The 25,835-nt window shown below is 35.2% G+C and carries 25 protein-coding genes; 14 read left to right on the top strand and 11 right to left on the bottom strand.

Annotation, left to right across the window (positions count from 1 at the left end):
• Positions 1 to 24: 24 nt before the first annotated feature.
• Complete coding sequence (locus tag PGH12_RS19170; protein WP_442867833.1) at positions 25 to 201, bottom strand: hypothetical protein; 177 nt, start codon at positions 199 to 201, stop codon at positions 25 to 27.
• A 161-nt stretch (positions 202 to 362) separates the two neighbouring features.
• On the opposite strand from PGH12_RS19170, the gene PGH12_RS18890 reads away from it, so the two are divergent.
• Positions 363 to 1,643, top strand: coding sequence for a dicarboxylate/amino acid:cation symporter (locus PGH12_RS18890; protein ID WP_267598051.1), 1,281 nt, complete (start codon positions 363 to 365; stop codon positions 1,641 to 1,643).
• A 203-nt stretch (positions 1,644 to 1,846) separates the two neighbouring features.
• Here the strand turns inward: PGH12_RS18890 and PGH12_RS18885 are convergent, their stop codons facing one another.
• The 5 genes from PGH12_RS18885 to gyrB form a co-directional block, all read right to left on the bottom strand.
• Positions 1,847 to 2,737 carry a diacylglycerol/lipid kinase family protein gene (locus PGH12_RS18885; protein ID WP_420710271.1) on the bottom strand — a complete coding sequence of 297 codons (891 nt, stop codon included), beginning with the start codon at positions 2,735 to 2,737 and terminating at the stop codon, positions 1,847 to 1,849.
• Positions 2,738 to 2,742: 5 nt separating this feature from the next.
• On the bottom strand, positions 2,743 to 3,576 hold the full coding sequence (locus tag PGH12_RS18880) for a DUF3298 and DUF4163 domain-containing protein (protein ID WP_267598052.1): 834 nt from the start codon (positions 3,574 to 3,576) through the stop codon (positions 2,743 to 2,745).
• 81 nt (positions 3,577 to 3,657) lie between these two features.
• Positions 3,658 to 5,592: a DUF3858 domain-containing protein gene (locus PGH12_RS18875; protein ID WP_267598053.1), complete on the bottom strand. Its 1,935-nt coding sequence runs from the start codon at positions 5,590 to 5,592 to the stop codon at positions 3,658 to 3,660.
• A 1-nt stretch (position 5,593) separates the two neighbouring features.
• Positions 5,594 to 7,489: a DUF3858 domain-containing protein gene (locus PGH12_RS18870; protein ID WP_267598054.1), complete on the bottom strand. Its 1,896-nt coding sequence runs from the start codon at positions 7,487 to 7,489 to the stop codon at positions 5,594 to 5,596.
• A 141-nt stretch (positions 7,490 to 7,630) separates the two neighbouring features.
• A complete protein-coding gene (gene gyrB, locus PGH12_RS18865; RefSeq protein ID WP_267598055.1) occupies positions 7,631 to 9,565 on the bottom strand; it encodes a DNA topoisomerase (ATP-hydrolyzing) subunit B in 1,935 nt (644 codons plus the stop codon).
• 231 nt (positions 9,566 to 9,796) lie between these two features.
• On the opposite strand from gyrB, the gene PGH12_RS18860 reads away from it, so the two are divergent.
• Both PGH12_RS18860 and PGH12_RS18855 read left to right on the top strand, forming a co-directional pair.
• On the top strand, positions 9,797 to 11,140 hold the full coding sequence (locus tag PGH12_RS18860; protein ID WP_267598056.1) for a cytochrome ubiquinol oxidase subunit I: 1,344 nt from the start codon (positions 9,797 to 9,799) through the stop codon (positions 11,138 to 11,140).
• Positions 11,137 to 12,147: a cytochrome d ubiquinol oxidase subunit II gene (locus PGH12_RS18855; protein ID WP_267598057.1), complete on the top strand. Its 1,011-nt coding sequence runs from the start codon at positions 11,137 to 11,139 to the stop codon at positions 12,145 to 12,147. Before PGH12_RS18860 ends, PGH12_RS18855 begins: the two co-directional genes overlap by 4 nt.
• A 2-nt stretch (positions 12,148 to 12,149) precedes the next feature.
• On the opposite strand, the gene PGH12_RS18850 is transcribed toward PGH12_RS18855, so the two are convergent.
• The 5 genes from PGH12_RS18850 to PGH12_RS18830 all read right to left on the bottom strand — a co-directional run bounded on the left by PGH12_RS18850 (position 12,150) and on the right by PGH12_RS18830 (position 16,531).
• On the bottom strand, positions 12,150 to 12,974 hold the full coding sequence (locus PGH12_RS18850; RefSeq protein ID WP_267598058.1) for an OmpA family protein: 825 nt from the start codon (positions 12,972 to 12,974) through the stop codon (positions 12,150 to 12,152).
• Positions 12,975 to 13,079: 105 nt separating this feature from the next.
• Complete coding sequence (gene lysS / locus PGH12_RS18845; RefSeq protein ID WP_267598059.1) at positions 13,080 to 14,780, bottom strand: lysine--tRNA ligase; 1,701 nt, start codon at positions 14,778 to 14,780, stop codon at positions 13,080 to 13,082.
• 249 nt (positions 14,781 to 15,029) lie between these two features.
• Positions 15,030 to 15,956 carry a 23S rRNA (adenine(1618)-N(6))-methyltransferase RlmF gene (gene rlmF / locus PGH12_RS18840; protein ID WP_267598060.1) on the bottom strand — a complete coding sequence of 309 codons (927 nt, stop codon included), beginning with the start codon at positions 15,954 to 15,956 and terminating at the stop codon, positions 15,030 to 15,032.
• A gap of 3 nt (positions 15,957 to 15,959) precedes the next feature.
• Positions 15,960 to 16,322 carry a c-type cytochrome gene (locus tag PGH12_RS18835; protein WP_267598061.1) on the bottom strand — a complete coding sequence of 121 codons (363 nt, stop codon included), beginning with the start codon at positions 16,320 to 16,322 and terminating at the stop codon, positions 15,960 to 15,962.
• A complete protein-coding gene (locus tag PGH12_RS18830) occupies positions 16,322 to 16,531 on the bottom strand; it encodes a hypothetical protein (RefSeq protein WP_267598062.1) in 210 nt (69 codons plus the stop codon). Before PGH12_RS18830 ends, PGH12_RS18835 begins: the two co-directional genes overlap by 1 nt.
• 355 nt (positions 16,532 to 16,886) lie before the next feature.
• Between PGH12_RS18830 and PGH12_RS18825 the strand changes: the two genes are divergently transcribed.
• The 11 genes from PGH12_RS18825 (at position 16,887) to PGH12_RS18780 (ending at position 25,834) form a co-directional block, all read left to right on the top strand.
• Positions 16,887 to 18,308, top strand: a complete 1,422-nt coding sequence (locus PGH12_RS18825; protein ID WP_267598063.1) for an anthranilate synthase component I family protein — start codon at positions 16,887 to 16,889, stop codon at positions 18,306 to 18,308.
• Between the two features lie 10 nt (positions 18,309 to 18,318).
• Positions 18,319 to 18,912 carry an anthranilate synthase component II gene (locus PGH12_RS18820; protein ID WP_267598064.1) on the top strand — a complete coding sequence of 198 codons (594 nt, stop codon included), beginning with the start codon at positions 18,319 to 18,321 and terminating at the stop codon, positions 18,910 to 18,912.
• A gap of 16 nt (positions 18,913 to 18,928) precedes the next feature.
• Entirely contained in the window at positions 18,929 to 19,915 is a 987-nt protein-coding gene (gene trpD, locus PGH12_RS18815) for an anthranilate phosphoribosyltransferase (RefSeq protein WP_267598065.1), read from the top strand.
• A 108-nt stretch (positions 19,916 to 20,023) separates the two neighbouring features.
• Positions 20,024 to 20,800 carry an indole-3-glycerol phosphate synthase TrpC gene (trpC, locus tag PGH12_RS18810; protein WP_267598066.1) on the top strand — a complete coding sequence of 259 codons (777 nt, stop codon included), beginning with the start codon at positions 20,024 to 20,026 and terminating at the stop codon, positions 20,798 to 20,800.
• Positions 20,797 to 21,501 (top strand): phosphoribosylanthranilate isomerase, encoded by a 705-nt coding sequence (locus PGH12_RS18805; protein ID WP_267598067.1) that lies wholly within the window; start codon positions 20,797 to 20,799, stop codon positions 21,499 to 21,501. Before trpC ends, PGH12_RS18805 begins: the two co-directional genes overlap by 4 nt.
• Positions 21,476 to 21,565 (top strand): hypothetical protein, encoded by a 90-nt coding sequence (locus PGH12_RS19165; RefSeq protein ID WP_420710272.1) that lies wholly within the window; start codon positions 21,476 to 21,478, stop codon positions 21,563 to 21,565. Before PGH12_RS18805 ends, PGH12_RS19165 begins: the two co-directional genes overlap by 26 nt.
• Positions 21,566 to 21,774: 209 nt before the next feature.
• A complete protein-coding gene (gene trpB / locus PGH12_RS18800) occupies positions 21,775 to 22,965 on the top strand; it encodes a tryptophan synthase subunit beta (RefSeq protein WP_267598068.1) in 1,191 nt (396 codons plus the stop codon).
• A gap of 60 nt (positions 22,966 to 23,025) precedes the next feature.
• Complete coding sequence (gene trpA / locus PGH12_RS18795; RefSeq protein ID WP_267598069.1) at positions 23,026 to 23,760, top strand: tryptophan synthase subunit alpha; 735 nt, start codon at positions 23,026 to 23,028, stop codon at positions 23,758 to 23,760.
• Between the two features lie 31 nt (positions 23,761 to 23,791).
• Positions 23,792 to 24,526 carry a lipoyl(octanoyl) transferase LipB gene (lipB, locus tag PGH12_RS18790; RefSeq protein ID WP_267598070.1) on the top strand — a complete coding sequence of 245 codons (735 nt, stop codon included), beginning with the start codon at positions 23,792 to 23,794 and terminating at the stop codon, positions 24,524 to 24,526.
• 213 nt (positions 24,527 to 24,739) lie between these two features.
• Positions 24,740 to 25,372 carry an NAD(P)H-dependent oxidoreductase gene (locus PGH12_RS18785; RefSeq protein WP_267598071.1) on the top strand — a complete coding sequence of 211 codons (633 nt, stop codon included), beginning with the start codon at positions 24,740 to 24,742 and terminating at the stop codon, positions 25,370 to 25,372.
• 27 nt (positions 25,373 to 25,399) lie between these two features.
• The gene (locus PGH12_RS18780; protein WP_267598072.1) at positions 25,400 to 25,834 is read left to right on the top strand and encodes a MarR family winged helix-turn-helix transcriptional regulator; all 435 of its coding nucleotides are present in this window, start codon (positions 25,400 to 25,402) and stop codon (positions 25,832 to 25,834) included.
• Position 25,835 lies beyond the last annotated feature (1 nt).

Here is a 25,835-nt window from a genome sequence, read left to right as displayed (position 1 = left end):
TCTTCTACAAAAAATTACAATTATTCACCTCAAATCTCTCTTCCTACACCCTAAAAGAATATTCTCACATCCGGAAGCAATATTCTTGCATCCCAAAACAATATTCTCGCGTCCCGAAACCATATTCTTTCGTCCCGAAACTATATTCTTGCGTCCCGAAACCATATTCTTGCATCCCAAAACAATATTCTCGCATCCCAAAACAATATTCTAGCTTCCCTAAACAATATTCTCGCGTCCCGAAACAATATTCTCGCGTCCCGAAACAATATTCTTGCATAGTAAACACAATATTTTATAAAATCATCACTCCTGTTTTCCCAAGTAATTTTCTTACTTTTCACACTTTAAATAAATACGTTTTGAAAGCAAAAAAATTCTATCAGCAACTTTACTTTCAGGTAATTATTGCCATTATTGCAGGAATTCTCTTAGGAAAATTTTATCCCGAAATAGGTGAAAAAATGAAACCTCTTGGTGACGGATTCATTAAATTAGTAAAAATGATCATTGCTCCGGTCATTTTCATCACCCTGACTTTAGGAATTGCTCACATGACCGATCTGAAAAAAGTAGGAAGAATTGCCGTGAAAGCAATGATCTACTTTTTTACATTTTCTACTCTGGCTTTGATCATCGGATTAATTGTGGGAAATCTTTTACATCCCGGATCCGGACTCAATATTGATCCCGCAAGTTTGTCGGGCGACGTTTCCCAATATCAGCAGAAAGCTCATGACACTACTCTTACGGGGTTTATGATGAATATTATTCCCGAAACTTTATTTAGTCCGTTGGTTGGTGATAATATTCTTCAGGTTCTCTTGGTTGCAATACTTATGGGTGTTGCATTGGTTTTAACCAAAGAAAAAAGCCGAAAGGTCACAGATTTTTTGCAGGATCTGGCAACACCTATTTTCAAAATTGTACATATGCTGATGAAGCTTGCTCCCATCGGTGCTTTCGGGGCGATGGCTTTCACGATCGGAAAATACGGATTGGCTTCTGTATTAAATTTAATTTTCCTCGTAGGAACATTCTACATCACTTCTGCCCTGTTTGTCGTTCTTGTTTTAGGAGCAGTTGCGTTGTACAATGGTTTTAATATTTTCAAACTGATGTATTATCTGAAGGAAGAACTTCTTCTGGTTTTAGGAACAAGTTCCTCAGAATCTGCACTTCCGGGAATTATGGAAAAGCTGGAAAAAGCAGGCTGTTCCAAAGCAATTGTAGGATTAGTAGTTCCCACAGGCTATTCTTTTAACCTCGATGGAACCAATATTTACATGACTTTGGCTTCATTATTTATCGCACAGGCTTTGAATATTGATCTTTCCCTTGAAAAACAATTGATGTTACTTTTAGTTGCAATGCTGAGTTCAAAAGGTGCTGCCGGAGTTACCGGAGCTGGATTTGTTACTTTAGCTGCAACATTGGCAGTAGTTCCGGAAATTCCGATTGCCGGAATGACTTTGATTCTGGGAATAGATAAATTTATGAGTGAATGTCGCGCTTTAACCAATGTTATTGGAAATTCTGTGGCTACTGTAGTGGTTGCAAACTGGGAAAAACAGTTGGATAAGGGTCAGTTGCGATATGCTTTGGCTCATCCAAATGAAGTCGAAAAGAAGTTGGAAGTTTGATATTTCTCTTAAATAAGTATCAAATAATTCTTTCTAAAACGGATAACTTATTTAACGAAGACGAAAATCCTAGCCCCGATTGGAGAGGAAATCCTTTTTTTGATGTCTGAGCGAAGCCGAAGACAACAAAAAAAGATTGACTTCGTCGAACCACTTCGTTAGGTTTGCAACGGAAAGCGGGATTAAGCTCCAAAAAAAATAAATTATATCAAAATCGTCAAACTCGCAGGCTGCACTTTAATATGAATCGGAGATTTTATCTTATTAAATTCTCCATCGAGATGCCAATTTTTGGTATTCACTTTGAATTCTACTTCAGAAACGGGCAAATAGGTAATGTAATCATCTTCTTTCAGTTTTTTCGTAAACATTCTGAAAGCAAATAAAGGCGAATATGTCAGCGGAAATTTTTTAACCAAAACCATATCTACCAAACCGTCACTCTTGCTCGCCATTGGAGCAATGTATGCATTGTTACCAAATTGGCGGGTGTTGGCAATATTCACCATCAAATATTTTCCGTTGTGCTGTTTGTATTTTTCGTCTAAAAATTTGAGCTTAATGGGTTTGTAACTGAAAAAAGTCTTGAGTGATACTTTAATGTAATTTTTAAATCCTCGGCTGGTCTTTTCGAATTCTTTTACCACTTTTCCGTCAAAACCGGTTCCTGAAACATTGATGGATAATCTTCCGTTGACCGTAAAAGTATCTATTTTTCTTGATTTTCTCTGCTTTAATTTTGTTAAAAGCTCATCTAAATTTTTACTGAACTGAGTTTCGTTGGAAAAACCATTTCCCGAGCCGGCAGGAAAAATAGCTAAGACTTTTTCTGTATTGATAAGGTTTTTCGCAACAGTAGAGATCGTACCGTCACCGCCGATTGCCACAAAGATATCTGTATCTGGAAAATGTTTCTGAATAAACTCGTCGGTTCCCAAGATTGATTCTGAAATGTAGTATAACGGATTTTCAGCTTTGGTTTTTAGCTCATCCAGAAAGGGCTGATAATTCTTTTTCGCTGAAAAAGGATTGATAATAAAAGCTACTTTTTCCATTGACACAAAAATAAAAAATGCTTCCTGATTTGGAAGCATTAATATTAATTAATTTTCATTCTTTCTTTAAACTGCGGATTAAGCGTTCCTTTAAGATCTTCCCACGAAACAGGAATTACAATATCTCCGGCTGCAAAAGCTGCAATCTCATACGGACTGTAATGGAAGTACAGATTTTTGTCGTCAAAATAAAAATTATCGTTCGCTGGTATTGCATCAATCAACAGCATTTCCGAATTTTTTACAGCACCTTGAGAATCTGTAGTTCCACTTGGGATGTTATTGATATTTTTAGTAAGAAGCGCCTCTAATCTCGCTTTCGGCATTGTTGTAATATCTTTTAATAAAACTCTTTTCTTATTCTTAAGATCAAAAACTCTTTCAGCAAAACCATAATTTCCATGCGCTCCTCCTTCATATGAAGAATACATGTATTCAATCTGTAAAAAATCATTTGTGTTTGACTTCAGTTTCATAAACGAACCTGTATCCCAGCTTTGAGGTCTTGCGATATCGTTGATCCAACTGTTGTCTTTTTCTTTTACAGATGCAAAGTATTCATCCTTATCTTTATTAAGAAATGTTTGTAAACCTTGCTTGGAAAAATCGATAATTCCTTTTTTATCATAGTAAATACTGTCTAGAAGCGACTTGTCCTTGATCGTAGGAAATACAAGCATTTTCGCCTCGTATTTTAGTGACAGTAAATTATTTACTTTCGTAGAATCACTCAATTTAACAGAATCGACTGTAAATTGTTCGGTAGTTTCAATCTTTTCACCTGTTTCTGCTGCAACAGTATTTTTAGAATCCGTCTTTTTACATGACGAAACGGCAAAAATTGTAGAAACTGCTAAAACAGCAATGATATTTTTCATAATTTATTATTTTTCTTAGCAATGCAAAAACCATTCAAAAGTTGAATGGTTCTTACAGTTTTTAGTTTATTATATCTGAATTTATTTTTTGATCAGACTCATCACCTGATTCTCGCTATCGGAGATTACTTTCCAGATTTGTTTAAAGGCAGGATAATATTCTTTAGGATAATCTGCACTTGCAATTTCAAATTTAGAAATCGTTAAAATTTTATTTTCCTTTTTTTCTACGGTATAAGAATAGCTGATCTCCTTATCCTGAGTAACGATTTTCTTACTTTTCGGTAATTCCGTAATGTCATATCCTTCAGGAATTTCTATTTCTACAATTTTTGTTTTGGTCATCGGCGAAATAAAATCGATCATATATTTTCTTTCTTCCTGCTGATCAAAATCGTTTGTCGTCTGATGCAAAAATAAAAGCGGATTGATAATTTTTCTCTTGCCAAGATTATCGACTAAGTTATTTGCTGTAAAACTCATCGTAGATCTGAATTCGCCATTATCTAAAACCCGAGAACTGATATTAGAAAAATCAACTGAGAAATTTTCTTTGTACTGTTTTCTGTACCGATCGGGGTTTTCATCAAAATTTTCTTTAGCGTTAAGAGCAAGCAAACCTTCGTCTTCATCCTGATATTGCCCGGTTAGTGTTCCGTCGGGATTTATCTTCGCTTTTAATGTATGCGTTGTATAGCTTACTTTTATATTATTTAGCGAGATTACCTCAGCTTTTTCGTCTCTCAGCAAAAGCCCATTGCTGTTCCAAACCCGACCTGGGAGAACACCTTCTTTCGCCTGCTTCGATGTTGCATCGTAGAGATAAACATTTTTATCAATTTCTACTGCTGCGATGACGTAATTAAAGTTTCCGATATTTGGGAACGTAAGATTTACAAAACCATTTTTAATTGTCGAAATTAAAATCGGATATGCTTTCAGCTTTTCAGCACGCAACATATTGATCAACATAAGGTTTAGATCTCCCGTATTTCCTGTTTTGGTTTTTGCCAGTTCTTTAATTCCATTTTCGGTATAAAATCCTGTGGTCTGATTCCATGTGTAAGAATTTTTAACATGGTCGAAAATTGCATTAGCTTTCTTAAGTTCATCTTTTTCCTGAGAGATCGTAATGGGAATTAAATCCTTTACCAATCGTTCTCTTTTGTATTGCTGACCAAACTCTTCATCTTCCCAAAGACTTTTTCTGATGTCTTCCCAGGTAGAGGTATAAGTTTTCAGTCCGTTATTAAAAAATGTAGAATGCAGCTCTGCCCGGATTTTAGTTCTGTAATTATCACTGTTTCTCACGAATTTTTCTTCCTTAAAAGGCTTTACATTTTCGTAAGCAAATCGGTATGTTTTAGAATCTGTACCATACAGAAACTCTTCGCCCACTTTTTGATGTTTGGGCTTCAGACCGCCCGTGAAATCGATGTGATAAGACATGTTGGTAGGCGAATCTAAAATATATTCAGAATACATCGACGGAGTATCAAGTTCCATATAAATTACAGGAATTTCATACAGAAAAGGAGAAATCACCTCGTACTGATACTCAAGCACCGAACCGTTTTTTATATTTGGGAACGCGTATTTACTTACTGTGGTATATTTATTTTCTTTCGATTTAAATTTCGAACTTTTATCAACTTTTGTCTCAGCAATCTGATCATTTTCGAGATTGTAGACCAAAGCTTTTATAGAGTTTAGAGTTTCTCTGCTTCCCGATTTATTCTCTCGTAAAGAAATTTCGAGATTCAGCCAGTCTTCAGATTTATCTTTATCGTAAATCTTTACTCTGTAAGCGAAGTTTTTTATTAATTGACCGTTGTAAGGATCAATACGGTAATGTATCGATCGGTAAAGAATCTCAGCGGGAGCTTTTTCGTCAATATTAGATTTTGATTTTTTTAAATCTTCTATTGTGAATTTTGGCATTTTCAGAAACTCATGCTTCTGCGCAACTATTGATGAAGTCATCAGGATTACACAGATCATTAAAAGTTTTTTCATCTTATGATTTTTTGGTTATTAAAATTTTTGAGTTATCGGCATTCATTATTTTCTTTCTAAAGTTGACGTAATCGTTAAATTTTTCTTTAGAATAAATCCCTTTTTTGATTGTAACAATTCTTTTTACCACAATTTGATCCTGTTTTTTCTCAAATGTGAGGATATAAGTTCCAAAATCTGAAGTCAGAATTCCGTTCTGTGGCATTTCTTCTATGGCATAATTTGCCGGAATCTGATAAACGATTTCGTACTCGTCTTCAAAAGAAAATTTATTTTCAAAAGGCAATTCTCTGTTTTCGTCCTGATGATAAAAACCATTAGAATAAATAGGTACGGCACGGAAAATAAAACTGTCACCCATCATTTTAGAATAATTTGATGCTTTAAAATTCAAATCAAAATCTATAGACGCCAAATCTTTATTATTGCTGAAATTTACCATCTCAACATTTTCAAAATTTAAAGTCGAAAATTTAGACTTCACCGCCTCATTCTTTTCTTTCTGAGAAAGCGCGATGTAACTCATATTAAAGTCATATTGGTTTCCGGTATAAGAAAATTTACCTTTACCGGTAATCGTTTTATCCGGATTTACCTGAATATTCAGTATCTGCTTCTCTTTATTTTGGCTCGATGTGTAGCTCGGCGTTTCCATCACTTCAATTCCCGTAGGCATTACCGCCAGAACATTTCTGTCGGTTGTATGATAACTTAAATGATTGAAAGCGATATCTTGTGACGTATTTTCAAGCCAGATATTTCCTTTCTCTGTAGGAACCATTAGAATAATATGATTGCCGCCCATCTTTGGGAAATCTTTATCGAAAGAAATTGGCGATTCATTCATATTTATTTTACAGTAATAAGACGGAATTCCGGCCTCATCGAGAAGAGTTTTCATGTAATTACTGAGACCTTTACAGTCGCCATAACCTTTTTTCTGAACCTCATCGGGCGTCATAGGTTGCCAACCGCCAATTCCCAGAGCTACAAAAATATATCTTGTTTTACTCTGCATATACTGAAAGACTTTCTTCACTTTATCTTCTGTACTTCCGGAAAGATTAAGTGCCGCAATTTCAGATTTTATCTGTGGCGTTGAGACAGAAACCGGAGTCAAAAGATTGTTATTGTACCAAACTCCAAAATCTTTCCATGAAGTGATATTTCCTTTTTTACCAACTAAATTAAACTGGTCTAACGAAAAGCTTACTTTCGGTAAAATTTTCTGCGGATTAGGAGCCAATTCTGCATTATCAATTGCCGGAACGTTCTGATACGTGTACAACTTTTCGTTACCATTATCCTGAATTTGAACCGATGCATATTTAAACGGAGAATCATACGTTTTTGAGCGCAGATTAATTCCTGATTTATTAATGATTTTAAAATTACTTTTTTCTAATGAAATATTGTAATTGTAAAAAGGTGTAAAATCTGGAATAAAGATCGTGTTTTGATCTTTTTGATCATAGCTAAACTCAACCGTGTAGGGAAATGATGTTGGTGTAAAAGGTAAAACCATTATTCTGTTATCCGAATAGAATGTTCCCTGAGAATTGGCTGCCACATCTGAAAAATCGCCTTTAGAAAAGCTTTTAATTTTCGTGCCTTTCTCATCAAACACAGTAACTTTTATATTCGAGATCACATCACCTTTCTCGTAATAGATCTTTGGAACCGAATAAGAAATAGCCTCACGATTCAGAATGGTAACAACAGAAAGATTTTTATAAACAATTTCGTCGACTTTATTGATCTCAACAATTGTGCTTTCATTTCTGATGACAACACTTGCATTTTTCTTCAGATTTTCACTGATTTCAGAGATCGGATAACTTTGCGAATAGTACATTGATGCTAAAGAAAAAGCACCAAGGCAAAGAAATTTAATCATGGTTTTTTAATTTTCCCAAAAATATAAAAATTCTTAAGAAAATGTTAAATAATTATCATTAATATGAGATTTATTAGTTTCAAGATAAAAAAAAGACTCCATTTTTCAATGGAGTCTTTACTGTATTATTTTTAAAGATGATTAAACATCAATCTTAGCATATTTTGCATTCTTTTCTATAAATTCTCTTCTTGGCGGAACCTCGTCACCCATCAACATAGAGAAAACGTTGTCTGCCTCTACCGCGTTATCAATGGTTACCTGTTTTAAAATTCTGTGATCAGGATTTAAGGTTGTTTCCCAGAGCTGCTCAGGGTTCATTTCCCCAAGACCCTTATAACGCTGTACCTCAACACCTTTCCCGTCCGGAGCCATCTCTAAAGTAATCTCTTCACGTTCTTTTTCGTTGTAAGCATATACTTTTTTGTTTCCCTTTTTTAATAGATACAAAGGAGGTTGAGCAATATAAATATACCCGTTCTCAATCATTTCTTTCATAAAACGGAAGAAGAAAGTTAGAATCAAAGTGGAAATGTGAGAACCGTCAATATCAGCATCGGTCATGATCACTACTTTATGGTATCTTAGTTTAGCCATGTTCAAGGCTTTACTATCTTCTTCAGTTCCTACGGAAACTCCTAAAGCGGTATATATATTTTTGATCTCTTCGTTGTCATAAACTTTATGAAGCATAGATTTCTCAACATTCAAAATCTTACCTCTCAACGGAAGAATCGCCTGAAAATGTCTGTCTCTACCCTGTTTAGCAGTTCCACCTGCCGAATCTCCCTCTACTAAGAACAATTCAGATTCTGCAGGATCTTTTGATGAACAGTCAGATAATTTCCCTGGCAAACCAGAACCTCCCATCGGAGATTTTCTCTGAACCATTTCACGGGCTTTTTTCGCAGCCTGTCTAGCTTTTGCAGCCAAAACAACTTTCTGAACGATAATTTTAGCCTCGTTTGGATTTTCTTCTAAAAAGTTGGTCAACATTTCACCAACAATTTTATCAACCGCACCGGAAACTTCAGAATTTCCTAATTTAGTTTTAGTTTGCCCTTCAAACTGAGGTTCCATTACTTTTACAGAAATCACGGCAGTCAAACCTTCACGGAAATCGTCTCCGGTAATTTCCACTTTTTCTTTAGCAGGAATTCCTAAGTCATCAGCATATTTTTTCAAAGTTCTTGTCAAAGCACGTCTGAAACCTGCTAAGTGAGTTCCACCTTCATGGGTATTGATATTGTTAACATAAGAGTGAAGATTTTCGCTAAAAGATGTGTTGTAACGCATCGCCACTTCCACAGGAATATCGTCTCTTTCGCCTTCCATGAAAATAACGTTTTCCATGATCGCTTCACGGTTTCCGTCAATAAATTCTACAAATTCTTTTAAACCACCTTGAGAATGGAAAACCTCAAACGCAAAAGATCCGTCTTCGTTTGGCTCTCTTTCATCAACCAAAGTGATGGTAATTCCTTTATTTAAAAAAGATAATTCTCTCAACCTTGCAGCAAGAGTATCATAATTGTAAACCAATTCCTGAAAAATAGTTCCGTCTGGCTGAAAGAAAACTTCTGTTCCTCTTTCGTCAGTCGTACCAATTTCAGCTACATCAGCCAATGCTTTTCCTTCAGAATATTTTTGTTGATATAATTTTCCGTCACGGCTAACTGTTGCTACCAATAAAGTTGAAAGTGCATTCACACAAGAAACACCGACACCGTGCAAACCTCCGGAAACCTTGTAAGAATCTTTATCAAATTTCCCGCCCGCTCCGATCTTGGTCATTACAACCTCTAAAGCAGATTTCTGTTCTTTTTCATGAAAATCAACAGGAATCCCTCTACCATTATCTTTTACAGAGATACTTTCTCCTTTATGTATTGTAACTAAAATCGTATCACAATGACCGGCAAGAGCCTCATCAATCGAGTTATCTACTACCTCATAAACCAAATGATGAAGACCTCTTACTCCTACATCACCAATGTACATAGATGGTCTTAATCGAACGTGCTCCATGCCTTCTAATGCCTGGATACTACTAGCTGTATATTGTTTTTGACTCATATAAAATTGAAATATTTGCTTAATGCAAAGACCCACAAATATCGTGATTTTTTTCGACTTATCAAAGTTAAAATATGTCAAAAAAACAGTCTTCCAAACATCAAAATTTATGATTTTTACAGGCGTAAAAAAACATCAAAGTTAAGCTGAAATACCGGAAACAATTGAATGTTTTATATCATATTTTAACACAGAAATTTATCCTTAACTTTAATGTTGAAAATAAATCATATGGACGATTTCATAGCTGCACGTGCCCAAATGGCGCTTTCCCTCGGTTTCCACATCATTTTTGCCTGTGTCGGAATGGTGATGCCGTTTTTGATGGCTTTTGCACACTGGAAATATCTTAAAACAGGAAACGAAATTTACAAAGGTCTCACAAAAGCCTGGAGTAAAGGTGTTGCTATTCTTTTTGCAACTGGAGCCGTTTCCGGAACGATGCTGTCTTTCGAATTAGGACTTCTTTGGCCGGGATTTATGAAGCACGCAGGTCCTATTTTCGGAATGCCATTTTCACTCGAGGGAACGGCATTTTTTATTGAAGCCATTGCTATAGGATTTTTTCTTTATGGTTGGGATAAATTCAATAAATGGTTTCATTGGTTTTGCGGATTTTTAGTTGGTTTAAGCGGTCTGGCTTCAGGAATTTTAGTAGTTGCCGCAAACGCATGGATGAATTCCCCGGCGGGTTTTGATTATATTAATGGAGAATATGTGAATATCGATCCAATTAAAGCAATGTTTAATGAGGCTTGGTTTCCTCAGGCTTTGCATATGACGGTTGCCGCTTTTTGTGCGACAGGATTTGCAGTTGCGGGTGTTCATGCTTTTTTAATTATGAAAAAAAAGAATGTGGAATTTCACACAAAAGCCTTCAGAATTTCTGCTGCTTTTGCAATGATTGGTGCGTTTGGAGCTCCATTAAGTGGCGATGTTGCGGCAAAATCTGTTGCAGAAAGGCAACCGATAAAATTAGCTGCCATGGAAGCTCATTTTGAAACTGAAAAAGGTGCAGCTTTCGTGATTGGCGGAATTCCTGACGAAGAAAAAGGCGAACTTAATTATGCCATAAAAATTCCGAAGCTTTTAAGTTTTTTGGCAACCAATAATTTTAATGCAGAAATAAAAGGTTTAAATGATTTCCCGAAAGATGAATGGCCGCCCGTTGCCGTTGTACATTACGCTTTTCAGATTATGATCTTTTTTGGGGTAGTCATGATCTCCATCGGAAGTCTTTATCTATACGCATTCTTTTTCAAAAAAGATTGGCTAACTAAAAACTGGTTATTGAAAACCTTTCTTTTTGCCACACCTTTCGGATATATTGCGTTGGAAGCCGGCTGGACAGTTACTGAAGTCGGCAGACAACCCTGGATCATTTACGGTATCATGAGAACAGCAGACGCAGTGACACCAATGCCGGGAATTCAGTATTCATTTTACTTCTTTACTGCAATTTTTATTTCTCTGTCACTCATTATTATTTTTCTTTTGAAAAGACAAATACAGATGGTTCCGAAGCTTTATGACCCGACAGACGCACAATTTAACTCTAAAAACAAAAAATCATGATCTACGTTGTAATAGGTTTCTTATGGCTTTCCGTTTGTCTTTATGTGATTTTGGGCGGAGCAGATTTCGGAGCAGGAATTGTAGAATTAATGACCAAAAAGAAAAACAGAAAGTACACAGAAAAATTAATGTACGAGTCGATTGCACCCGTATGGGAAGCCAATCATATGTGGCTGATTATTGCCATTGTAATTCTCTTTGTAGGCTTTCCCGAAATTTATACCACGATGTCAACCTATCTTCATATTCCATTGGTTTTGATGCTTTTAGGTATTATCGCGAGAGGCACGGCATTTACTTTCAGGCATTACGATGCTGTGGAAGATCGTTGGCAAATTATTTACACTCAAATTTTCTATTACGCGAGTCTTTTAACACCATTTTTTTTAGGTTTAATTGCTGGGGCAACCGTTTCACAATCAATTAATCCAGATGCAAAAACTTTTTTAGACCTGTATATCTACAGTTGGCTCAATTGGTTTGGAATTTCTGTTGGACTCTTTGTTGTGGCGCTCTGTGCTTATTTGGCATCTATCTTTTCGCTAAGAGAAGCAAGCGACAAATTAGAACTCAATTTAATGATTAAAAAATCTCATCAGACCATGATTTTTGTCGTTATCACTGGGATTTTGGTTTTTGCAACTGCTTATTTTTCAGGTATTCCTTTGTTGAAATGGGTATTTTCCAAACCTTTAGGCGTAATGGCAGTCTCATTCGCAACTGTTTCTTTAGGTTTGATTTTACGAGCAATGCATATTAAAAAGCTACTTCCCGTGCGGGCTTTGGCAGGATTTCAGATCATTATGATTCTGGTAGCTGCAACTTATCAGCACAATCCGAACATTATATTATTAGGAAACGGCGAACATCTTTCATTACTAAAACATATTGCAGCTGAGAAAACAATCGTAGCTTTAGGATGGGCTTTGATATTGGGATCGTTATTTATACTTCCGTTTTTATTTTATCTGATGTTTTCATTTACAAAGGCAAAAGGGAAATTGTAAAATTATTTTTTAAGTAAAACAATTTCCACTCTTCTGTTCTTAACACGGTCTGCTTCTGTAATTTCAGGGTAGACCAACGGATTAAGATGCCCCAACCCAACAACTTTTATTCTCTTGGACTCTATGCCTTGTTTCAGCAGATATTCTTTCATGGCATTGGCTCTCGTCCAGGAAAGATTAAATGTACCTAAATCTTCATCTTCACCATCAAAATTTTCGTAGTCGCAACAGATGTGACCTTGCAACTCTACCTCAAAAGTCGGATTTAGTTTTAATACTTTATACAATTTGAAGAGGTTTGTATTTCCATTTGGAAGCCAGACATGTTTAGCTCCGATAAAATTAACGTCAGGAAGAGAAAATGTATCTTTCACTTTCATCATTTCAATATTTGAATCAAGAAAGCTTGGTAACATTTTCCGTGAAATTTTTTCTCCCTGCGCAAATGTTTTTTCAATAAAGATATCTACTCTTCTGTTTTTGTTGCGTAATTTTTCGGTACTGTTATCGTTGATCTGTTTTTCTATTCCTAAACCTATGGCACTTCCTAATTTTATATTACTTCCAATTTTATTTTTTAAATATTGACTGACTGCATATGCACGGTTTTCTGATAACTTTTTATTAAGTTCTATATTCCCGGAAGGATCGCAATTCCCAAAAATCCTGAATGCGAGATTACTTTTTAATTGAGACAAACTATCCAGCTTTGTTTTAGAATTTTGACTGAGTTCGTAACTGTTATTTTTAAAATAAACAGATGTAAGCGTTTGAGAATTTATCTCTGCTAAAAAGAAAAGTAAGAGAATACAAAGATAGACTTTCATTAGTTTTTCTTTAGAACGAGAAATAATAATTTATAGTTTGTATCCATAAAAAAATTCCTGAAAATAATTTCAGGAATCTCTTTTATAATTAAATGATGATCAATATTAAACCAACTTCATCAAAACATTCTCATCAATCTTCTCAACTTTCACCAAACCTCCTTTCGTCAAAGTTTTAGAAGCTTTATCCCATTTTTTACCGGATAATTGACTTCTTTCTTTTATGTCAGCTAAAGAGAACGCTTCTTCACGAGAATTTAAAATCTCCAGAATCACTTTCTCGTCTTCACCTAATTCAACTTGAGGAACAGTTTTCTCCGGCTTCATTTGTGGGAAAAACAATACTTCCTGAATTGATGGATTATTTGTTAAGAACATAATCAATCTGTCCATCCCGATTCCCATTCCTGAAGTTGGCGGCATTCCGTATTCCAGTGCTCTCAAGAAATCTTCATCAATAAATTGTCCTGCTTCATCATCACCCTTTTCAGCTAATTTTAACTGATCTTCAAAACGTTCTCTCTGATCAATCGGATCATTTAATTCCGAATAAGCATTGGCAATTTCTTTACCACAAACCATCAATTCAAAACGCTCAGTAAGACCTTCCTGACTTCTGTGTTTCTTGGTAAGAGGCGACATTTCTACAGGATAATCTGTGATGAAAGTCGGCTGAATAAAGTTTCCTTCACATTTTTCACCAAAAATTTCGTCGATTAATTTTCCTTTACCCATCGTTTCGTTTGCCTCGATTCCGATAGATTTTGCAAAGTCGAACAATTCCTGCTCAGATTTTCCTGTAATATCAAAACCTGTATATTTTATGATCGCTTCCGTCATAGAAACTCTTGCGTAAGGTGCTTTGAAATCAATTTCCTGATCACCAAATTTCGCTTTCGTAGTTCCGTTCACTGCGATAGCACAATGTTCTATCATTTTTTCTGTGAAATCCATCATCCAATAATAGTCTTTGTAGGCAACGTAGATTTCCATCACCGTAAATTCCGGATTGTGCGTTCTGTCCATCCCTTCATTTCTGAAGTTTTTTGAAAATTCATACACACCGTCAAAACCACCAACGATCAATCTTTTCAGATATAATTCATTAGCAATTCTCATATATAAAGGAATATCTAAAGCATTGTGATGTGTGATAAAAGGTCTTGCTGCTGCACCACCTGGAATCGCCTGTAAAACCGGAGTTTCAACCTCAATATAACCTGCTTCATTGAAAAACTGACGCATTGCCGTGTACATTTTTGTTCTCTTCACGAAAGTTTCCTTTACCTGAGGATTCACAATTAAATCTACGTAACGCTGTCTGTATCTCATCTCAGGATCATTGAAAGCATCATGTACGACTCCATTTTCATCAGTCTTTGCCTGAGGAAGCGGTCTTAAAGTTTTCGTTAAAAGCGTAAAGTTTTTTACCAAAACCGTCATTTCACCAACCTGAGTCGTGAACAATTCTCCTTCAATACCGATAATATCACCAATATCTAAAAGATGTTTATAAACATCGTTGTATAAAGTTTTATCTTCTCCCGTGCAGATTTCGTCTCTGTTGAAGTACACCTGAATTTTACCTGTAGAATCCTGCAATTCAGCGAAAGAAGCCTTCCCCTGAATACGGCGAGACATCAATCTGCCCGCAATCTTCACCTGTTTACTTTCAGAAAAATTCTGTTTTATAGATTCTGTAGTATCTGTAACCGTGTATTCTTCCGCCGGGAATGCGTTGATTCCCATTTCAACAAGCTTAGTCAGCTTTTCTCTTCTAATGATTTCCTGTTCTGATAATTGCATTATAATTCAATTTTTTCGAATTGCAAAAATAAGGAAATTTAAGTGTTTATGGAAGTTAAATTTTTACACTTAAATTTATTTAAAATCGATAAAACAATATTTAATTTTAAACCATCAAGGAATTTAATGTTTTAAGATTATTTAAGCGAAATATCTGAAGATATTATTAAGACATATCCCTAAAATTCGCTTGCGAATTCTTAACCATTCTAAACTTTTTAAAAAATCTTAATGGTTAAAAATCCAAAATTACTTAAACCAAATTCTTCTTTCTTGTGGAGGCACAAAACTCCAAGCTAAAATTCTACTGACCTTCTGACCTTGCGCCATATCAATTGTTTTCACTTCAAAAGCTTTAAATTTCTTTAAAAGCGAATTGAGTTTAAATAAATTTTCTTTTTTTGAAACCAGACAGGTAAACCAAAGAATTTGAGAAGAATACGATGCACTTTCTTCAATCATTTTTGAAATAAATGCCAATTCACCACCCTCACACCACAACTCAGATTGTTGTCCGCTGAAATTGAGATTAGGTTTTTGAGTCTTAGATTTTTTTAGATTTTTTGTTTTTCTGAGATTGCCTTTCATTGCAGATTCTTCGGAATCATGGAAAGGCGGATTGCACATGGAAAACGTGAATCTATCTTCAGAGTTGAGAATATTTTTAAATATAAAATTTGAATCCGGCTGAAATTTAAGTTGAATATCTTTTAGAAGATCAGAATTTCCAACTAAAATCTTATGAGCATTATCTAAAGATTTTTGATTGATATCTGTTCCCAGCATTTGCCAACCGTAAGATTGATGTGCAATTAAAGGATAAACCAAATTAGCCCCCGTTCCAATATCTAAACCTTTTACCGATAAACCTACCGGAATTTCACGTAAATTTTCTGCTAATAAATCTGCAATATTATGAATATAATCTGCACGTCCCGGGATTGGCGGACAAAGATTTTCGTCAGGAATATCCCAATTTTTAACATTATAAAAATGTTCCAGCAAAGCTTTATTAAGCAATTTTACAGCTTTCGGAATACTGAAATTGATGGTTAAACTTCCGTAAGTATTTTTAAAAACATAATGCTTCAGTTCCGGCACACAGGAAATCAACTCTTCAAAATCGTAGGGATTTTTATGAAGATTTCTTGTGTGCAGTCCTGATTTTTCGACCATGAATTATTTTTTCTGTTTCAAAATATACTCCACCATTTTTTTTGCATCTGCTTTAGACACTTGCGGATGAGGTTGCATAGGAACGCTTCCCCAAACTCCGCTTCCACCATCAATGATTTTTGATGCCAGCATTTCGATATCTTTATCAGAATACTTACCTGCAATATCCTGATAAGAAGGACCTATCATTCTCTCGCTAGTATTATGACAAGACATACAGTCAGAAGCTTCGATAAGACTCTTCCCGGAAACACTGGTTGCAATCGGCGCTGAACCTTCTGAAGATGGCTTTATTTCTGAATTTTCTTTTTTAGAACAGGAAAACGCCAGCAAACTTATTGCTCCTGTAAAAAACAATTTTTTCATTATTTTGTTGCCGTAGAATCTGTAGAAGGCGACGGTGCAGGTATTGCAGCAGGTGTACTGTCAGTTTTAGCTGTAGAATCTGCAGGTACAGTGGCAGCAGCAGGCTCTTCTAGCATAATATTGCTGTCTTGTAAAGATTTGTCTGTTTTTTTCGAGCAGCTAACTGCCACTAAACTTCCGATAAATGCGATCGCTATTACTTTTTTCATAGTTAAATTTCTTTTTATTTTTGATAATTTCAATGGAACCTTTGATGATTCCTTTGATTTCTAAATTCGATCACAAAAATATAAAAATAAAGTTTTATAAAGAGAGACTATGTGCGTTTTTTAAATCACAATTAAATTTTCCCTGATTTTTGTTTTTGATATAAAAAAAAGTTCTACATTTGTCCCATGATTAATTCAGTTAACAAAAATTGGTGGTGGCACTCAAACTCTTCGTCGGGTCTGATGCTATTATCGTGTTGTTAATTTTACAGCAAGAATATTATAGAAAAACATACAGAGACTTTGACGAATGCGTTGAAGTCTTTTTTTTGTCTAAAAATTTAAAATGCCCAAAATGTTTACTAAAAAAATCAATATAAAAACCACATCACGAACGTCACTCGGAGACCTGCAAACTCCGATGAATATTTACCTGCAGATTCGTGACAAATTCAGAGACACCATTTTACTGGAAAGTTCTGACATCAAAAGCACCGACAATAATTTTTCGTTTATTGCTATTAACGCCATTGCCGGAATTGAAATCAAAAATCATCACGAATTTGAAATAAAATTCCCCAATGAAAATCCCGAAAAAAGAACACTGGAAAATATTAAAATCACAGATTTACTCAATGATTTTTCGAAAGTTTTCGCTTGTGAAAAAACCAATGAAAAAATTGAACAGACGGCTCAAAGTCTTTTTGGATACACGAGTTTTGATGCAGTTCCGCTTTTTGAGAAGATTGATTTTAAACCTCAAAGTGAAGAAGTAGAAATTCCTATTCTTCGTTACAGATTGTATCAGTATGTGATTGCGATCAATCATTATAATGACCAGATGCATTTGATAGAAAATGAAATCGAAGGCGTAAAATCTGAAGCATACACTTTGGAAAATTTAATTAAAAATAAAAATTCTGTTGTTTTTCCTTTTGAGAAAATAGATGAAGAAACATCTAATCTTACCGACGAAGAATATCTGGATTTGGTAAAAGTTGCCCAAAAACATTGTAAAAGGGGCGATGTCTTCCAACTTGTTCTCAGCAGAAGGTTTGAGCAGAAATTTAAAGGCGATGAGTTTAATGTTTATCGTGCGTTACGAAATATCAATCCATCACCTTATCTTTTCTTTTTTGATTACGGAAATTACAAACTATTCGGCTCCAGTCCTGAAAGTCAGTTACTTATTAATGATAATAAAGCAACCATCCATCCCATTGCCGGAACTTTTAAAAGAAGTGGCGATATTCACACCGACTTACTTTCTGCCGAAGCGTTAAAAGAAGATCCTAAAGAAAATGCGGAACATACCATGTTGGTTGATTTAGCACGAAATGACTTAGGAAAAATGGGAAAAAACGTTACCGTGACCAAACTTAAAGAAATTCAGTTTTTTTCCCACGTCATTCATATGGTAAGTGAGGTCACTGCAGAATTAGAAGAAAACACCAATCCTTTTGAAGTTGTCGCGAGCACATTTCCGCAGGGAACCCTCAGCGGAGCGCCAAAATACAAAGCTCTCGAATTGATCAATGAATACGAAAAAGATTCGCGCGGTTATTACGGCGGCTGTATAGGAATGATCGGGCTGAATGGCGATTGTAACCAGGCAATTATGATCAGAACATTTTTAAGCAAAAATAATACACTTTTTTATCAGGCAGGTGCCGGTTTGGTGGCAAAATCGATTCCCGAAAATGAATTGCAAGAGGTAAACAATAAACTTAATGCCTTAAAAAAAGCCGTCGAGAAAGCGGAAAAATTAGTTAAATAGATCTAAGAAAATGAAAAGCAATATATTAAATACAACAAAAATTTTGGTGTTCGACAACTACGACAGTTTCACCTACAATCTTGTACAGATGATTGAAAGAATTACAGATCAAAAAGTAGATGTTTACCGTAATGATGAAATTTCATTAGAAGAAATCGCAATGTATGACAAAATCATTCTTTCTCCAGGTCCCGGAATTCCCGAAGAAGCCGGAATTTTGCTAGATTTAATTAAAAAGTATGCACCCACAAAAAGTATTTTGGGAGTATGTCTCGGTCAGCAGGCGATTGCAGAAGCTTTTGGAGGAAATCTGATCAATCTTTCTGAGATTTTCCATGGTGTAGCAACGAGCTCGAAAACAATTAAAAAGGATTCAAAACTCTTTCAGAATTTACCCGAAGAAATCGAGGTCGGCAGATATCACAGCTGGGCTGTAAATAGTGAAAATTTTCCGGAAGAGTTAGAAATCACTGCAATAGATAATGACGGAATGATCATGGCTTTACAACATAAAACTTATGATGTACATGGCGTTCAGTTTCACCCAGAAAGTATATTAACACCTGAAGGCGAAGTCATTATAAGAAATTTTCTTTTAAATTAATTCAAATCTCACGATTATGAAAGAAATATTACAATACCTTTTCAATCATCACACTTTGTCAAAATCTGAAGCAAAAGCGATTATGATTGAGATTGCCCAAAATAAATTTAACACCGCAGAAATTACAGCATTTATTACCGTTTTCCTGATGCGGAATATCACCTTAGACGAACTCGAAGGTTTCCGCAGAGCTCTGTTGCAAATGGCAGTTCCTGCAAATATTGATTGTGACGACACTCTCGATATCGTAGGAACCGGCGGTGACGGAAAAAATACCATCAATATTTCTACTTTGGCAAGCTTTGTCATTGCAGGAGCAGGGCAAAAGGTAACCAAACACGGCAATTACGGAGCATCAACAATTACTGGTTCATCTAATGTTTTAGAAAAACTTGGTTATCAGTTTCATAATAATTCAGAAAAACTTAATGAAGATTTAGAAAAAGCAAACATCTGCTTTCTGCATGCTCCACATTTTCATCCTGCGTTGCAATCTGTGGTTGCTTTGCGGAGTTCACTGGGTTTGCGTACTTTTTTTAATCTGCTGGGTCCGCTTGTAAACCCTGCAAAACCCAAATTCTCGGTTATAGGAGTTTATAATCTGGAAATTGCAAGAATCTATCAATATTTACTTCAAAAAGACGAGCGCGAGTTTACAATCGTGCATGGATTAGACGGTTACGACGAAATAAGCCTCACGAGCGATAGTAAAATCATCACAAAAAACAGTGAAGAAATTCTCTCAACAAAAGATCTGGGCTTCAACACTTTAGATCCAAAAAGTATTGCTGCAGGAACTACTGCTTCAGAATCTGCTAAGATATTCAGAAACATACTGGAAGGAAACGGAAGTTCTGAGCAAAATGCCGTTGTGGTCGCCAATGCTGCCGTAGCTTTGCATCACACACAGAAATTTGGAAATTACCAGGAATGCCTTCTCATGGCGCAGGAAAGTCTGGTGAGCGGAAAAGCTTTAAGAAGTCTGAACAGCCTGCTTAGCTGATTTTTAGGGCGACAAATTCCGTCTACCACTCCCACTCTTTTGCTTTGCAAAAGGAGTTCCGTTCAAGCCGGGTCGCAATATGCACGAAATAGAAACTGATCAACAAAAATGACGATTTTAGACAAAATAATAGAAAGGAAAAAACAGGAAATTAAAGATTCAAAATCAAAAATTTCTGTACAGCAGTTGAAAGATTCAGAATTTTTCAACAGAAAATCATTATCCTTAAAAGAAACTTTAAAATCAAAATCCGGAGTTATCGCCGAATTTAAAAGACAATCTCCATCAAAAGGAATAATTAATAACAAAGTTTCTCCAGTAGAAGTGGTCTCTGATTATGAAAATTTCGGAGCAAGCGCAATTTCTATTCTGACAGATCATGATTTTTTCGGAGGTTCTTTTGATGATATTTTAAGTGTTAGAAAAGAAATCAATATTCCGATTTTGAGAAAAGATTTTATGATCGACGAGTATCAGTTTTATGAAGCAAAAAGCATTGGTGCAGATGTTATTTTGTTGATTGCAGCATGTCTAAGTCCTTCTCAGGTTATGGATTTCACAGAATTGTCTCATCAATTGGGTCTTGAAGTTTTATTGGAAATTCATACAGAAGACGAACTTCAGCATTATCATAAAAAAATTGACTTTGTCGGAATTAACAATAGAAATTTAAAGGATTTTCAGGTTGATCTGCAGCATTCTGTCAATCTTAAAAATAAGCTCCCAAAAAGCGTTTTAGCAATAGCAGAAAGCGGAATTTATAATACTGAAGACTTCAGCTATCTCAAAGAGAAAGGTTTTGACGGATTTTTAATGGGAGAATATTTCATGAAAAATGAAAATCCGGGCAAATCTTTCGAAGAATTTATAAACAAAATATCATGAAAGTCAAAGTTTGTGGTTTAACCAATTTAATTCAGATTCAGGAATTGATTTCTGAAAATATAGATTTTCTTGGTTTTATCTTTTATAAAAAATCTCCAAGATATGTTCTAGATGTACTAAATCTGAATGATATTTCAAAAATAAATCATTTCGGAAAAGTCGGAGTTTTTGTGAATGAAACGGTAGAAAACATTGTTGAGATTTCTAAAAAAGCAAATTTAAATTTCATACAACTTCACGGTGATGAAAATGAGGAATTTATACTAGAATTAAGGCGAAAACTGAACTCTAAAATCGGAATCATTAAAGTTATAAGAATCGGGAATCAGAATTCAAATGTCTTGCAGGCGATCATAAACAGACAACCTTCGATCATCGATTATCTTCTTTTCGACACCGATTCAAAATCATTCGGCGGAACCGGAGAAACATTTAACTGGAAAATTTTAAACGAATGTGAAATTCAGCGTCCTTATTTTTTAAGCGGCGGAGTTTCTTTAGAAAATATCGAAAACAGTAATCTTCTACATCAAAAACCATTTTCAGTAGATATCAATTCAAAATTTGAAATCTCGCCGGGAAATAAAGATGTAGAGAAAATAAAAAAAGTTTTATATCCTTTAAAAAGCGTTGATGAAATTTGTTCGGGAAGTAAAAGCAATTTCATCAAAATGGTTGAAAACAAGAGGAATAAAATATGAAGATTTTTTTTGGCAGAATGGTTATGGAGCATTTTCTGTAAGTCCTCATAATATTTTGCAGTGACTGAATATATTAAAAACCAAAGACAGTATCATAAGGAATATGATTTTAAACACGAGATGATGAACTACTATAAAAAATACAAAATTGTCTATGATGAAAAATATCTTTGGGATTGATGTTTGATTTTAATTCCAAAAAAATTAATAGGAATGAATTCCTATTCTTTGTTAAATCGTCCCGTTGGGACTGCAATTATAAAAAAGTAAAAAATGAATTATAAAAACCCAGATCAAAACGGATATTACGGCGAATTTGGCGGAGCTTTTGTCCCTGAAATGTTGTATCCAAATGTGGAAGAACTTCAAAATAATTATTTAAATATCATAGAATCGGAAGAATTTCAGGTTGAATATCAGGATTTGCTGAAGAATTATGTCGGTCGTGCTACTCCGCTATATTTTGCGAGAAATTTAAGTGAAAAATACAAAACGAAAATTTATCTCAAACGAGAAGATCTTAATCATACAGGCGCGCATAAAATCAACAATGCTCTCGGACAGGTTTTACTGGCAAAACGACTTGGAAAACACAGAATTATCGCAGAAACCGGAGCCGGACAACACGGCGTTGCCACCGCTACAGCGTGCGCTTTGCTAGGTTTAGAATGTATCGTTTACATGGGAGAAGTTGACATCGCAAGACAAGCGCCGAATGTTGGGAGAATGAAAATGTTGGGAGCAACCGTAATTCCTGCCACTTCTGGTTCAAAAACTTTGAAAGATGCTGTAAATGAAGCTTTACGGGATTGGATTAACAACTCTACCACAACACATTACGTGATCGGAAGTGTGGTTGGTCCGCATCCTTTTCCTGATCTCGTGGCGAGATTTCAAAGTGTGATTTCGGAAGAAATTAAGGAGCAGCTTCACGAGCAAATAGGAAGGAAAAATCCTGATTACGTAATTGCCTGCGTTGGTGGAGGAAGCAATGCGGCAGGAACTTTTTATCATTTTGTAAATGAAGAAAATGTGAAAATTATCGCTGCGGAAGCAGGAGGTTTCGGCGTCGAATCAGGAAAATCTGCTGCAACTACTTTTCTGGGAACTTTGGGCGTTTTGCATGGAAGCAAAAGTCTTGTTATGCAGACAGATGACGGACAGGTTATTGAACCTCACTCAATCTCCGCGGGTCTGGATTATCCGGGAATCGGGCCTTTTCATGCCAATTTGTTCACGGAAAATCGTGCTGAATTTTTCAGCATTAATGATGGCGAAGCTTTAGAATGTGCTTTTGAACTTACAAAATTGGAAGGAATAATTCCTGCTTTGGAAAGTGCTCATGCGCTGGCCGTTCTTAATAAAAAGAAATTTAATGAAAATGATGTTGTCGTGATCTGCTTGAGCGGCCGTGGCGATAAGGATATGGAAACGTATTTGAAAAAATTAGAAGTTATCAATTAGAAATTTATCTTTCAAAGCTCTTTTATCTAGCTTTTAACTTTAAATCGTAAATTTTAAAAAATGAAAAAACTAAATATATATTTCACAGCAGGAGTTCCAGAATTGGAAGATACTGCTGACATTATAAGACTCATACAAAATTCCGGAGCCGATATGCTGGAAATCGGAATGCCTTATTCTGATCCTGTTGCTGATGGGCCGGTCATTCAAAAAGCGCATGAATTGGCCTTAAAAAACGGAATGACGATCGAAAAACTTTTATCCCAATTAAAAAATATTAAAAACGAAATCAAAATTCCAATTATTTTGATGGGATATATTAATCCTGTTTTAAGTTTTGGTTTTGAAAATTTTTGTCGGGAATGTTCGGACAGCGGAGTTTCAGGTTTAATAATTCCAGATCTTCCGCCGATTGAATTTGAAAAAAATTATCAGAAAATTTTACAAATATATCATCTGAATTTTACTTTTTTAATTACACCTGAAACTTCTGACGAAAGAATTTTATATCTTGATTCTCTAAGTTCGGGATTTTTGTATGCGGTAAGTTCGTCTTCCACCACAGGAAATGAAAATGCAGTTTTAAAAAACGAAGATTATCTTTCAAGAATTGCTTCTCTCCCACTGAAAAATCCAGTTATGATCGGTTTTGGGATTAAATCTAAAGAAGATTTTGAAAACGTTACCGAAAAAGCAGACGGCGGAATCATAGGAACTGCCTTCGTCAATATTTTGCTGAACGATAAAGATTGGAAGATAAATGCCATAGATTTTATTCATTCAATAAAAAATTAAAAATCACTAAATTTGCCTGTTAATTAAAGGCATGAACACATATCAAAATAAAGTCGTAGCATTTGAAGATCTTGGTGTAAAAGAGTATCAGTCTTCCTGGGAATATCAGGAAAAACTGATGAAAGACATCATCGACACCAAAGTCAAAAATCGTGACTTACCAGAGGAAGAACGCCAGACAACTTCAAACCACTTTCTTTTGGTAGAGCATCCTCATGTATATACTTTAGGGAAAAGTGGTCATGAAGAAAATATGTTGGCTGGAATTGATAAATTAAAAGAAATCGAAGCCACATTTGTAAAGGTAAACCGCGGCGGAGATATTACCTATCACGGTTTCGGACAGATTGTAGGTTATCCGATTCTTGATCTTGAGAACTTCTTTACTGATATTCATTTATATATGCGAAATCTTGAAGAAGTGATTATCCGAACGATGGCAGAACTTGGTTTAAAAGGTGAACGTTCACCAGGAGAAACCGGAGTTTGGCTTGATGTCGGAAAACCTTACGCCAGAAAAATCTGTGCGATGGGTGTAAAAGCTTCGCGCTGGGTTACTTTGCATGGTTTTGCTTTCAATGTCAACACTGATATGCGCTACTTTGAATACATTGTTCCATGTGGAATTAAAGATAAGCAAGTCACTTCGTTGAAAAGAGAATTGGAAAGAGAATTGACATCCGAAGAAGTTGAAAATATTAAACTGAAGATCAAAAAGCATTTTGCAGATGTTTTTGGAGCGGAATTGGTTAAAAACAATATTTAACCGTAAACACATTATTAGATCATATAAATCCATTGTTATTGCAATGGATTTTCTTTTTACAAAAATTCATAATACAGAAAATAGATTTCATCTACAATTTAAATTCCAAAATTAAATTGCACACAATTTAATTGTTTACTACCTTTGATTTATCAAAATTGAATATTTAATTATTCAAGTCAAAATTTAACAAATAATAAAATAATAAAACAAATGTCGTTAATAGAAGATTTAAACTGGAGACACGCTGTAAAAGCATACGACTCAACAAAAAAAGTATCAGAAGAACATTTAAATAAAATTTTAGAAGCTGCAAGATTGGCACCTACCTCATCAGGTTTGCAACCATTCCGCGTGATTGTAGTTGAAAACCAGGAATTGAAAGAGAAAATGGTGAAAGGCGCACTAAATCCTGAGGTGATGAGCGACTGTTCGCACGTTTTGGTTTTTGCTGCATGGGACAGTTATTCTGATGAAAAAATTGACAAAGTTTATGATCATCACACAGATGTAAGAGATTTACCGAGAGGTCGATTCAGCAGTTATACCGATAAAATCAAAGAAATGTATGGTGCACAAACTCCTGATCAATATTTCGCGCACACTGCAAGACAAACTTATATTGCATTAGGTTTAGCAATGGCTCAGGCTGCAGAGTTGAAGATAGATTCTACTCCAGCGGAAGGTTTCAGCAATGAAGTGGTAGATGAAATTTTAGGTTTGAGAGAATTGGGTCTCAAAAGTGTAAGTCTTTTATATCTCGGTTACAGAGATCTGGAAAACGACTATCTTTCTCACATGAAGAAGGTAAGAATTCCGATGGAGGAATTTATTATCAGAAAATAATATTTAGTTTCAAAATCGCTGTTGATCATGGAAAATCACGAGTCACTCAAATTGGGAAATCAGCTATGCTTTCCGCTATACGTCATCGCAAAAGAAATTACCGGTTTGCACCGTCCGTTTCTTGATGAAATAGACATTACCTATTCGCAATATCTTGTGATGATGGTGCTTTGGGAAAAAGACGGATTGACGGTCAATCAGATTGGTGAAAAACTCTATCTCGACAGCGGAACTATAACACCACTTCTTAAAAGACTGGAATCTAAAGGTTTTATCCTCCGAAAAAGAAAAAAGGAAGATGAAAGAGTTGTACAAGTTTTTTTAAGTGAAATAGGAAAAAATTTACAACAAAAAGCCTGCGAAATTCCGGCAAAAATGCAGGAAAAACTGAATCTTTCAACAGAAGATCTTCTGGAACTGAAAGAAACAGTCGACAAAATTTTAAATAAAATTCAAAAATAAA

It is taken from the genome of Chryseobacterium sp. CY350 (genome assembly GCF_027945075.1).
Classification (GTDB): Bacteria; Bacteroidota; Bacteroidia; order Flavobacteriales; family Weeksellaceae; genus Chryseobacterium.
This window is presented reverse-complemented; position numbering and strand designations above follow the sequence as displayed.